This window comes from Sphingomonas mollis (genome assembly GCF_016427505.1).
GTDB classification, from domain to species: Bacteria; Pseudomonadota; Alphaproteobacteria; order Sphingomonadales; family Sphingomonadaceae; genus Sphingomonas; species Sphingomonas mollis.
Genome location: NZ_JAELXS010000008.1, coordinates 87574 through 99315, shown reverse-complemented (window position 1 = coordinate 99315; position 11742 = coordinate 87574). Strand labels below are relative to the sequence as shown.

Below are 11742 nucleotides of genomic sequence, written 5' to 3'. Positions count from 1 at the left end.
GGAAAATCTGATGGCCCTGTTCGATCCCCCGATCCGCACCCGCGACCGTCTGACCCTCGATGGCGAGGGGTCGGTGCAGGTCGCGCTCGACCCCGCCGACCGGATCGGCACGGCCAAGGTATTCGCCGTTTATGGCAAGGGTGGGATCGGCAAGTCGACCACCTCGTCCAACCTCAGCGCCGCCTTCTCGCTGCTCGGTAAGCGGGTGTTGCAGATCGGCTGCGATCCCAAGCACGACAGCACGTTCACGCTGACGAAGAAGCTGATGCCGACCGTCATCGACGTGCTCGAAACCGTTGAATTCCACGCCGAGGAGCTGCGGCCCGAAGATTACATGTTCGAAGGATTCAACGGCGTGATGTGCGTCGAGGCAGGTGGCCCGCCGGCCGGCACCGGTTGCGGCGGCTATGTCGTCGGCCAGACGGTGAAGCTGCTGAAACAGCACCACCTGCTGGAAGATACCGACGTCGTGATCTTCGACGTGCTCGGCGATGTCGTGTGCGGCGGGTTCGCCGCGCCGTTGCAGCATGCCGAACGCGCGGTGGTGGTGGCGGCGAACGATTTCGACAGCATCTTCGCGATGAACAGGATCGTCGCCGCGATCAAGGCGAAGGCGAGGAATTACGACGTGCGCATGGCCGGCGTCATCGCCAATCGCTCCGCCGCCACCGACGAGATCGACCGGTTCAACGAGGCGACCGGCCTGAAGCGGCTGGCGCATTTCCCCGATCTCGACGCGATCCGCCGGTCGCGCCTGAAGAAATGCACGTTGTTCGAAATGGAATCGACACCCGAGGTCGACGCCGCCTGCCTCGAATACAAGCGTCTCGCCGCGCAGATGTGGGCCGGCTGCGAACCGCTCGACGCGCAGCCGATGAAGGATCGCGAGATTTTCGAATTCCTGGGGTTCGAGTGATGGCGACCGCTTTTCCCTCGACCAGTTACGCCGACCGCCGTACCCGGCTGGAGACGTATTTCGATCGCACCGCATCGAAGACGTGGGAACGGCTGACGTCTGACGCGCCGGTCAGCGGTATCCGCGCCACCGTCCGCGCCGGCCGCGACCGGATGCGCAAGACGTTGCTGTCGTGGCTGCCCGCCGACATGACGGGCCTGCGGCTGCTCGATGCCGGTTGTGGAACGGGTGCACTGGCGGTCGAGGCGGCGCGGCGCGGGGCAGAGGTGGTCGCGATCGATGTCGCCGCCAGTCTGGTCGATGTGGCACGCGAACGGGCGCCCGCGCGCCTGACCATCGACTGGCGCGTCGGCGATATGCTCGATCCCGCGCTCGGCCGGTTCGATCACGTCGTCGCGATGGATTCGCTGATCCATTACGACGCGTTCGATATCGTCGATGTCGTCGCCGGCCTTGCCGATCGCACGCGCGGTTCGTTGCTATTCACCTTCGCGCCATCGACCCGGCCGCTCGTCGTCATGCACGCGATCGGCAAGCTGTTCCCGCGCGCCGACCGGGCCCCGGCGATCGAACCGGTCCGCGAGCGGTTGCTGCGCACGCTGATCGCCGGTGCGATGCCACACGCCCGGATCGGTCGCGGCGAACGCATCTCCAGCGGTTTCTACACCAGCCACGCGCTGGAGGTGCTGCCGCGGTGATCCGTATCGCGACCCTGCGCAGCGGCGCGTTCTGGAACCGCATCGGCACGCGTTTCCTGCCGTTCGCCGACGCGGCAACGGCGGAATTGCCGCTCGGCCGGCTGCTGCGCCTGTCGCTGTTTCAGGTATCGGTCGGAATGGCGGCGGTGTTGCTCACCGGCACGCTGAACCGCGTGATGATCGTCGAGCTGGGCATGTCGGCGTCGATCGTCGCGGCGATGGTGTCGCTGCCGCTGCTGTTCGCGCCGCTGCGCGCGTTGATCGGGTTTCGGTCCGATACGCATCGTTCGGTCCTCGGGTTGAAGCGGGTGCCGTATATCTGGTTCGGCACGCTGATGCAGTTCGGCGGCCTCGCCCTGCTACCGTTCGCGTTGCTGGTGATGACGGGCCAGGGGGACGGACCGGCGATCGTCGGCCATATCGGCGCCGCGCTCGCATTCCTGCTGGTCGGGGCGGGGATGCATACGACGCAGACCGCCGGACTCGCGCTCGCCACCGATCTGGCTACCGAACAGTCACGGCCCCGTGTGGTCGCCCTCCTCTACGTCATGCTGCTGGTCGGCATGCTGGTCAGCGCGATCGTCATCGGCCGTGCGCTCGCCGATTTCACCCCGACCAGGCTCGTCCAGATCGTGCAGGGCGCGGCGGTGCTGACGATGGTGCTGAACATCGTCGCGCTATGGAAACAGGAAGCGCGCAACCGCCACGCCACCGCGATCCACACCGCGCATCCGGCCTTCCGTGAGGTCTGGGCCATCTTCATCGCCCGCCCACGTACGATCCGGTTGCTGGTGGCGGTCGGGCTGGGCGCCGCGGCGTTCAGTATGCAGGACGTGCTCCTCGAACCCTATGGCGGCCAGATCCTCGGCCTGTCGGTCGGCGCGACGACCTCCCTCACCGCCTTGTGGGCGGCGGGGATGCTGGCCGGCTTCACCTATGCCGCGCGCCAGCTCGCCGCCGGGGCCGATCCGCATCGGCTGGCCGGTTTCGGCGGCGTCGCCGGCATCGCCGCGTTCTTGTGCGTGATCTTCGCCGGTCCGTTGCAGGCACCCGCCCTGCTGGCGGTCGGTGCGACCTTTATCGGCGCGGGCGGGGGGCTGTTCTCGGTCGGCACGCTGACCGCGGCGATGGCGATCGCCGATCCGGAAGAAGGCCGCACCGGCCTTGCACTCGGCGCATGGGGCGCGGTGCAGGCGACGGCGGCCGGTCTCGCCATCGCGATCGGCGCGCTGACGCGTGATGCGGTATCGGCGGCGGCGGTCGCGCACCGGCTCGGTTCGACGCTTGCCGGGCCGGCGACCGGCTACGCCGTCGTCTATGGCATCGAAATCCTGTTGCTGCTCGGCACGCTCATCGCGCTCGGGCCGCTGGTCCGCGCCGATGCCGGCGTCCGCACCGACCCGCCGTCCACCCGCTTCGGCCTCAGCGAATTTCCGATCTGAAAGGGACCGCCATGCATCCCACCCTCACCCCCGGCCTCGATGTCGCGCTGCTGGTCTTCTGGGCCTTCGTCCTATTCTTCGTCGTGCTGGTCTTCTACCTCCGCCGCGAAGACCGGCGGGAGGGCTATCCGCTGGAGGACGAGGTGTCCGGCCGGATCGAGAGCTTCGGCGGCGCGATGCACACCGCGTCCACCAAGTCGTTCCTGCTGCCGTTCGGGCACGGCGTCGTCACCGCGCCCACCAAGGGCCGCGAGCCGGTCGATATCGCCGCACGCCGTACCGATCGCTTCGCGGGCGCGCCCTATGCGCCGACCGGCGATCCGCTGGTGGATGGCATCGGCCCGGCCGCCTGGGTCGAGCGCGCCAGACGGCCCGATCTGGATATGGAGGGGCATCCCCGCATCGTCCCGATCAGCACCGCCGCCGACTTCTGGGTCGCCGCGAAGGATTCCGATCTGCACGGCTGGCCGGTGGTCGGCGCGGATGGCGTCGTGGCGGGAACGGTCAGCGATCTGTGGATCGACCGGGCCGACCGGCTGGTCCGTTACATCCAGATCGGCACCGACGGCGTGCTGGCGCCGATGATGATGGCCCGGGTCGATCGCCGCCGTCGCCGGGTCGTGATCGATGCGCTGAACGGCGCGCAGTTCGCCGGCGTCCCCCGGCCCGCCGCGCTCGACCGGATCACGCTGTACGAGGAAGAGCGCGTCGCCGCCTATTTCGGCGGCGGCTATCTCTACGCCAACGCCGCCCGACAGGAGCCATACCTGTGACCGAATACGAGATCGAACCGATCCCAGGCCTGCCCGGCGAACTGCCCGCCGGCGAGCGTATCCTGTGGCAGGGATCGCCCGACTGGCGCGCCCTCGCCCGCACCGCGTTCCACACCCGGCTGATCGCCGGCTATTTCGCCGCGCTGACCGTGGTGGCGCTGGCTTTGGCATTATCGAGCGAGAGTTATGTCGGCGTCGTGATGACGGCGACGCTGGGCATCGTCGGCGTCGTGCTTCTCCATCTGCTGGCGTGGGGATCGGCGCGCACGACCATCTACACGCTCACCAATCGCCGCATCGTGATGCGTGTCGGCATCGCGGTGCCGAAGTGCATCAACCTGCCGCTGGGAATGATCGCCTCGGTCGATCTCGCCCTCCGCGCCGACGCCACCGGCGACGTCTCGCTGGCCCCGGCGGGGTCGCCGACGCTCGGCTACCTCGCGCTCTGGCCCCATGCCCGGCCGTGGAAGGTCACCGCGCCGCAGCCGATGCTGCGATCGATCGCCGACGCCGAAGCGGTGGCGGCGCTGGTCGCGCGCACCTGCCTCGCCGCCCAACCCGATGGCCGCATCGCCGCCGTCGAACCGTGCGACGCATCGATGCCGGCATTCGCCAAGGCGCAGGCGGCATGAGCGCCCCCGCCTCCCATGCCGACATGCTGCCGCGCGGCACGCTGGTGATCGCCGGCGGACTGGTGGCGTTCGCGCTGGCAGCGACCAGCATCGTGCGGATCGCGCATATCCCCGCCGCCGCGTCGCCCGTCGCGATGCGGGCGGAGAACCACATCGCGCCGGTCGCCACGCGCACGCTGCGCTTTCTCGATCGCGCCGACGGGGCCGTGGTGATCGAGGATGTGGACCCGCACCGGACGGCGGCGGTGATCCACGCGGGCGAGAAGACCGGCTTCATCCGCGGCGTGATGCGCGGACTGGCCCGTGAACGACGCGCCCACGGCATCGGCGATGCACCGCCGTTCACGCTGACATCATGGCATGATGGCGAACTTTCCCTGACCGACACAGCCACCGGCCGTTCGATCGAGCTGACCGCATTCGGATCGAGCAACCGCGCCGCCTTCGCCGCCTTGCTGAAGGCACCCACGGCATGATCGCGCTGCATCGCACGTCCTTTGACACGCCCTGCCGCGTCGAGATCGAACACAGCGACGAATTCCTGTGCGCGCATGTCGTGCTCGCCGGCGATTACGCCGTTGGCCCCGGCGACCGGGTGCGCGTGCACGGAGCGCCGATCAGCATCGGTTTCGGTGAGCGCCGCGTCGTCGATCGCATCGCCACGGTCGAACGCGCGAGCACGATCGAGCGGCTCTGGACCAAGTTCGCCGGCCATTTCGAGATGACCGAACTCTACGAAGTCAGCTTCAGCGATCGGACCATGGTATGAACGCGATCACCCCCATCAACCGCGCCGACGCCGAAACGCTGGCCATCGCGCGCGAGGACACCGTCCTGTCGCCACGCTTCTACACCACCGATTTCGCCGCGATGGATCGCATCGACGTCTCCCCCGTCCGCGCCGAATGGGACGCGCTGATCGCCGAGATGGCGAGCGATCCCAACAGGCTGCATTTCAAACGCACACAGGCGTTCGACGGCGTGATCGAGAGCCTGCCCGATGGCCTGCGCCAGGAATTCATCGACTTCCTCGTCAGTTCGCTGACCGCCGAATTCTCCGGCTGCATCCTCTATGCGGAAATCGCCAAGCGGGTGACCAACCCCGATATCCGCCAGCTGTTCAAATTGATGAGCCGCGACGAAAGCCGTCACGCCGGCTTCATCAACGATACGCTGAAGGATGCCGGCATCGGCATCGATCTGGGCTTCCTGACCCGCACCAAGAAATACACGTATTTCCGGCCGAAATTCATTTTCTACGCGACCTATCTGTCCGAAAAGATCGGTTATGCGCGCTACATCACGATCTACCGCCATCTGGCGGCGCATCCCGAATTGCGTTTCCACCCGATTTTCGACTGGTTCGAATTGTGGTGCAACGACGAATTCCGCCACGGCGACGCCTTCGCGATCCTGATGCGCACCGACCCCGCGCTGCTTCGCGGCATCAACAGATGGTGGATCCGGTTCTTCCTCGTCGCCGTCTATGCGACGATGTATGTCCGCGATCACAACCGCCCCGCTTTCCACAAGGCGCTGGGCATCGACCCGACCGAGTACGACGCGCGCGTCTTCACGATCTGCTCGACGATCACGCGTCAGGTGTTCCCGGTGGTGCTCGATACCGACAGCCCCCGTTTCGCGCGCGGGCTGGAGCGGATGCGCCGTATCGCCGGCGGCATCGATGCCGCCAAGAAGCGCGGCGGTGTGATCGGCGGGATCAGGCGCGTCGCACTGACCGCCGCCGCCGCCATCGCCTTCGTACGGCTCTACACCACGCCGGTGAAGCGTAACGAGGCGCCCGCCAATGTCCGGCTGGTCCCGGCCTGGTGAGCATCCCGCCGCTCCTCTTCGCGCTCCTGATGTGGTTCATCGGCACCGCCGCGATCGTCTGGCTCGACAGCCGTCCGCGGCATACATTCCGGACCAGCCTGACGCTCGCCGGGCTGGTCGCGATCGCCGCCATCGCACTGGTGTGGCTGAAGGCCGGCGATGACGGCGCGGGTGCGGCCTATGCCGGTTTCGCCGCCGCGATCGTCATCTGGGGCTGGCACGAGATGAGCTTCCTGATGGGCGAGGTCGCCGGCCCGAACCGTGACGAATGCCCGGCGGGTGCGGTCGGCTGGACGCGGTTCAAGGCCGCGACCGCGACAGTCATCCATCACGAGCTGGCGATCGCCGCAACCGCAGGCCTGTTGTTCGCGATCGCCTGGAACCAGCCCAACCAGGCCGCACCGCTGACGTTCCTGTTGCTGTTCGTGTTGCGGCTGTCGGCCAAGTTCAACCTGTATCTGGGTGTCCCGAATCTCAGCGACGAGGTGTTTCCGGCGCAGCTGGCGTATCTGAAAAGCTATTTCCGCCGCCGCCGGTGCAACCCGCTGTTCCCGGTGTCGATCCTGTTCGGCAGCGGGCTTGCCGTCCGGGCGTGGCTGGTGGCCGAGGCATCACCTGCCGGCAGCGGTGCGGCGGCGAGCGCGACACTGATCGCCGGTCTCGCGGTGCTGGGCGTGGTCGAACATCTGTTTCTGGTATTGCCGCTGCGCGATGCTAGGATGTTTCGCTGGGCGATCAACAACAAGGCCGCAAAGGCCGCATCGATCGAATGCGTGGGGAGAGGACAATGAACTACGACGCGGTGTTCGCCGAACAGCTCGACGGATTGCGTGAAGCGGGCAATTACCGCGTCTTCGCCGAACTCGAACGTCAGGCCGGCCGGTTTCCCCGGGCGAAGCGATGGACCGATGACGGGCAGGTTCAGGACGTCACCGTCTGGTGCTCCAACGACTATCTGGGCATGGGCCAGCATCCCAAGGTGCTGGACGCGATGCACGAAACGCTCGACCGCTGCGGCGCGGGGGCGGGCGGCACGCGCAACATCTCCGGCACCAATCACCAGCATGTCCTGCTGGAGGCGGAACTTGCCGATCTGCACGGCAAGGAAGCCGCGCTGATCTTCACCTCGGGCTATGTATCCAACTGGGCGGCGCTGTCGACGCTGGCGTCGCGGCTGCCCGATTGCGTGGTGCTGTCCGATGCGCTCAACCACGCGTCGATGATCGAGGGCATCCGCCACAGCCGCGCGACGTGCAGACGGTGGAAGCATAACGACGTCGCTGATCTCGACCGGCTGTTGTCCGAAGTGGAACCGGGCCGTGCAAAGCTGGTGGCGTTCGAAAGCGTCTATTCGATGGACGGCGACATCGCGCCGATCGCCGAGATCCTCGACGTCTGCGAACGGCATGGCGCGCTGAGCTATATCGACGAGGTCCATGCCGTCGGCCTCTATGGTCCACGCGGCGGCGGCGTCGCCGAACGCGAAGGGCTGATGCACCGGATCGACGTGATCGAGGGGACGCTGGGCAAGGCTTTCGGCGTCATGGGCGGGTACATCACCGCGTCGAGGAACCTGTGCGATTTCGTGCGCAGCTTCGCCAGCGGTTTCATCTTCTCGACCGCGCTGCCACCAGCGGTCGCGGCGGGGGCCGCGGCATCGATCCGGCACCTGAAGGAAAGCCAGATCGAACGCGTCCGCCATCAGAACCGGGTGAAGATTGTCCGCGACCGGCTCGACGCGATGGGCATCCCGCATCTCGACAATCCCAGCCACATCATCCCGGTGATGGTAGGCGACCCGCACCACGCCAAGATGATCTCTGACTGGTTGATGGCGCATCACGGCATCTATGTGCAGCCGATCAACTACCCGACCGTACCGAAAGGCACCGAACGCCTGCGCATCACGCCATCGCCCGTCCATACCGACGACGACATCGACCGGCTGATCGAGGCGCTGAGCGAAATCTGGTCGCAATGCGCGCTGGCCCGTCGCCAGATGGCGGCATAGGCGCGCCCGCCTTTTACCGCCCCCCGACCGCTGCAAAGCTCTGCACGCGGGCGGGTGGTTGCGCGGCGTAGTAGGCGGCGACCGCGTCGATCTGCGCATCCGTCAGCCGCTTGGCGATCGCGACCATCGGATCGTCGGGCTTGTCGCCGACAATGCTGCCGCGCCCGCCGCTGCGGAAAACCCGCATCTGGTTGGCGAGATACCATGCCGCCTGCCCTTCCAGCAGCGGATAGGCGCGCGACGCCGCGCGCGTGATGCCGTGGCATGAGGCGCAGGGCGCGACCCCAACCGATGGCAGTCCGCTCAGGGCGACCTGCTGACCGATCCCCGGGACGGTTGCCGGCGTGGCGCTCGATCGGCGGGGCAATGCCGAATAATAATCCGCCAGTGCCGCGATCTGCGCGGGCGACAATTCGGTGGCGATCATCTGCATATATCCGCTGCGCCGCCGCCCGGCGGCATAGGCGGTCAACGTCGCGGCCAGATAGTCGCGACGCTGCAACGTCAGGTTCGGAAACGCACCGCCGCCCGCGCCATCGGCACCGTGGCACCGCGCACAGGTCGCGATGACGTTACTGCCGGTCGCGTAGCCCGCCATGCCGTACACCGGCGTCTTGTACCCGTAATCACCGACCGGCGGCTCATTATCATTGCGCAGGCCATAGCGATGCAAGGCCGGGGGCGGACCAAACGGAATCGTCGCCGCTCCGTTGCCCGGATCGACGACCGCAAGCCGGCGAAACGTGTCGGGCGACATCCGCGGCATCGCGCGCAGGAACGCGACCAGATGCCAGATCTCGTCGTCTCGACGCTCGGCCGGCCAGGCCGGCATCGCGCTGTATTTCACCCCCGCCTTGACGATCCGGAACAGTTCAGGGGCGGTGAACCCGGCAACGGGCAGATCGGAAACCAGATATTGCGGCCGCGGATGCATCGACAGCACCACCGGATTCTGGCCGAAGCCCGGCCCGCCGTGACAGCGCGCGCAGACCTGCCCGTAATAGGCAGCACCGGCTGCGATGCGCAGCGGCGTATCGAGATCGGCCGGCGGCTTCGCATCCGCATGGAACGCCGTCGATCGCTCGAAGACATAATGGAGAAAACGCGCCCATCCTTCCGGGTGCGGCTTGGCGGCGGAAAGATCGACGATGCCGGTCGTGACGACGATGACGGCAAGCAACAGCGCACCAGCGCCGGCGGCGAAAAGCGGGCCCAGCCACTGGGTCGCTCGCCGGGGGAAAAGCCATCCGAGCATAGAACCGAAAATGCCGATCCGCAGCAAAGGTTCCTGATCGATGTTAAGTTATCATGCCGCCCATCTCCGGCGGCACGACAGGATCATGGTCTTGCAGGAATCGGTGCTGGTTCGTTCTTGCCGGTCATCGCCCCCGGCTGATTGAACGCGCGCGGCACCGCTGCCCCGGCGGCCGCGCCGGCGGGTTCGACCGCCGGCCCCCTCAGCGACGGCGCCTGCGCGATCATGCTGATGCCACCCAGCGGCTTCGACACGCCTTGGTGACAGGTGGTGCAGTTGACCTTGTACACGTCGCCCTGCGGCCCCTTGCGATTGGCGGGGAACACCGATGCCAGCGACGTCAGATAGTCGTCGTTGATGTTGCGGACCATGCGGATGCCGTAATAGGCCGTGCCGCGCTGCGCCCGGCTCAGGTTCCACGCGCGGAACGACTGGGTGTTGTGGCAATAGGTGCAATTTACGCCCAGCGCCGAGCTGACGTGCATCATCAGGCCATAGCTTTTCTCGGCGTCCTTGATCGACACGACATGCTTCGATGACGGGAACACCTCGCTCGACGCGACCCGGATGTTGCCCTTCCCCTCGAAATAGGCGGCGAACGGATCGGACGGCAGCGACGCATAGCCGACATTGGCGTCCGGCGTGTTCTGCCCGTGCTTGTTGCCCAGGATCGAATGCGGATTGAGCGCACCGGGTGCCAACGCCCATTTATACTCGGGCACGGCATTGCCGCGGTGGCATGTGTAGCACGTCACGCCGGTATCCTTGACGTGGCTGGCCCAGCGCGAATTGATCGTTCGCGTCATCTGCAGCATCCGCCGCGCGACGACCTTGGTGTATTTCTCGTCCGACGCCAGATTTTCCGGGTTGTGGCAGTAATTGCATCCTTGCTCGGGCGGCGCGACCCACTGGTTCATCTCGGCCATCAGATGGTCGAACCGCTCCTTGCTCACCGCACCCAGCACCCGGACGTTTTCATAACTCTCGCCGGCGGTCGGGCCGCCATCGGGCGGCAGGGGATAGGGTTCGGCCGGGATGGCGGCCGCCTTGGCCAGGCTGCTGCGGTCGACGATCTGGTCGAGTCCGGCGCCGCGATACCCGGTCTGCGTCACATTCTTGGCACCGGGCTCGCAACCGGCCAGCAGCAACAGCCCGGCGGTGCCACCACCGATGACGGCGATGCTGTTCCAATGTCCCCTCATTGCGGCGCTCCCGGCAAGGTGGCGGGATCGATGACGCCGGTGCTCGGATAATCCGGCGCATAACCGTGCAGCACCGCCCACAGATACCAGTTGTCGACGACCGTCCCCGTCAACAGGATGCCGATCGCCCCCGTCAGCGGGCACAGCACCGCGAACCACCACGCCCAGCGGTGGATGGATTCCATCGTCGCGTTGAACCCCATCGTCCACCGCCAGAACAGCGCGGCGCGTTCGGCGGCCGTACCGCGATCGGTGATCTGCTCGATCTCGCGCTCGCCGCCATAGCGACCGACCGCCAGGATCGTCGCACCGTGCATCGCGAACAACAGCGTCGCCCCGTACAGGAACACGATCGACAGGCAGTGGAACGGATTGTAGAACAAATTGCCGTACCGGATCGAAAATGCCGCGGTCCAGTCGAGGTGAGGAAAGATGCCGAACGGCACCGCCTCGGCCCAACTGCCCATCAGCATCGGCCGGATGAAACCCAGCGTCAGGATCAGCGATATGCCCGCCGCGAACGCCCACGGCACATGGTTGCCAAGACCCAACGCCTTTGCCCGGCGGAACGTGCGCAGCAGCCACAGGATCAGCGCGCTCGTCATGAAGAATCCGGCCATCTGCCACCAGCCGCCCTGCGCCAGCGGCACCGCCAGCGTGAAGCCCCATCCCGGCCCCGGCGGCTCCAGCGCCAGCCACGGCAGTTGCCGGACGAACTGTACCGGGTCCCAGTTGACGCTGGCGAACATGTTCAGCCCGATGATCTCGAAACTGAGAAAGGCGCAGGTCAGCGAGGCGATGCCCAGCTTGCCCAGATAGATCGGTCCGATCTGCGCCGCGCCCAGCTTGCCGGCCCAGTAATTATAGACGCTGAGGTTACCGCGTGCGAAGCTGCCGGGGGGCAGCGGCGGCCCGGCCTCCAGCGGTCCGCGCAGCTGCACCTGGGTGAACATGTTCTGATAACGTGCCATCGTCCGTCT

At 66.7% G+C, this 11742-nt stretch carries 13 protein-coding genes; 10 read left to right on the top strand and 3 right to left on the bottom strand.

Annotated elements, in window-relative coordinates; translation table 11 throughout:
• Positions 1-10 precede the first annotated feature (10 nt).
• From bchL to hemA, 10 genes are read left to right on the top strand one after another with little or no spacing between them, the layout of a single operon-like run.
• Positions 11-916 (top strand): ferredoxin:protochlorophyllide reductase (ATP-dependent) iron-sulfur ATP-binding protein, encoded by a 906-nt coding sequence (gene bchL, locus JAO74_RS14385; RefSeq protein ID WP_199039498.1) that lies wholly within the window; start codon positions 11-13, stop codon positions 914-916.
• Entirely contained in the window at positions 916-1614 is a 699-nt protein-coding gene (gene bchM, locus JAO74_RS14380) for a magnesium protoporphyrin IX methyltransferase (protein WP_199039496.1), read from the top strand. The genes bchL and bchM overlap by 1 nt, the downstream gene beginning before the upstream one ends.
• Positions 1611-3056, top strand: coding sequence for a BCD family MFS transporter (locus tag JAO74_RS14375; RefSeq protein ID WP_199039494.1), 1446 nt, complete (start codon positions 1611-1613; stop codon positions 3054-3056). The genes bchM and JAO74_RS14375 overlap by 4 nt, the downstream gene beginning before the upstream one ends.
• 11 nt (positions 3057-3067) lie before the next feature.
• Entirely contained in the window at positions 3068-3829 is a 762-nt protein-coding gene (gene puhA, locus JAO74_RS14370) for a photosynthetic reaction center subunit H (protein ID WP_199039491.1), read from the top strand.
• Positions 3826-4461, top strand: coding sequence for a photosynthetic complex putative assembly protein PuhB (gene puhB, locus JAO74_RS14365; RefSeq protein ID WP_199039488.1), 636 nt, complete (start codon positions 3826-3828; stop codon positions 4459-4461). The genes puhA and puhB overlap by 4 nt, the downstream gene beginning before the upstream one ends.
• Entirely contained in the window at positions 4458-4937 is a 480-nt protein-coding gene (gene puhC, locus JAO74_RS14360) for a photosynthetic complex assembly protein PuhC (protein WP_199039485.1), read from the top strand. The genes puhB and puhC overlap by 4 nt, the downstream gene beginning before the upstream one ends.
• Positions 4934-5230, top strand: coding sequence for a hypothetical protein (locus JAO74_RS14355; RefSeq protein WP_199039482.1), 297 nt, complete (start codon positions 4934-4936; stop codon positions 5228-5230). The genes puhC and JAO74_RS14355 overlap by 4 nt, the downstream gene beginning before the upstream one ends.
• A complete protein-coding gene (acsF, locus tag JAO74_RS14350) occupies positions 5227-6294 on the top strand; it encodes a magnesium-protoporphyrin IX monomethyl ester (oxidative) cyclase (protein ID WP_199039479.1) in 1068 nt (355 codons plus the stop codon). Before JAO74_RS14355 ends, acsF begins: the two co-directional genes overlap by 4 nt.
• Positions 6291-7085: a putative photosynthetic complex assembly protein PuhE gene (gene puhE, locus JAO74_RS14345; protein ID WP_199039476.1), complete on the top strand. Its 795-nt coding sequence runs from the start codon at positions 6291-6293 to the stop codon at positions 7083-7085. The genes acsF and puhE overlap by 4 nt, the downstream gene beginning before the upstream one ends.
• Positions 7082-8305, top strand: a complete 1224-nt coding sequence (gene hemA / locus JAO74_RS14340; RefSeq protein WP_199039474.1) for a 5-aminolevulinate synthase — start codon at positions 7082-7084, stop codon at positions 8303-8305. The genes puhE and hemA overlap by 4 nt, the downstream gene beginning before the upstream one ends.
• Positions 8306-8318: 13 nt before the next feature.
• Here the strand turns inward: hemA and JAO74_RS14335 are convergent, their stop codons facing one another.
• The 3 genes from JAO74_RS14335 to pufM form a co-directional block, all read right to left on the bottom strand.
• A complete protein-coding gene (locus tag JAO74_RS14335; protein ID WP_233151024.1) occupies positions 8319-9560 on the bottom strand; it encodes a c-type cytochrome in 1242 nt (413 codons plus the stop codon).
• An 83-nt stretch (positions 9561-9643) separates the two neighbouring features.
• Positions 9644-10762 carry a photosynthetic reaction center cytochrome PufC gene (gene pufC / locus JAO74_RS14330; protein ID WP_199039468.1) on the bottom strand — a complete coding sequence of 373 codons (1119 nt, stop codon included), beginning with the start codon at positions 10760-10762 and terminating at the stop codon, positions 9644-9646.
• Positions 10759-11733, bottom strand: coding sequence for a photosynthetic reaction center subunit M (gene pufM, locus JAO74_RS14325; protein WP_199039465.1), 975 nt, complete (start codon positions 11731-11733; stop codon positions 10759-10761). The genes pufC and pufM overlap by 4 nt, the downstream gene beginning before the upstream one ends.
• Positions 11734-11742 lie beyond the last annotated feature (9 nt).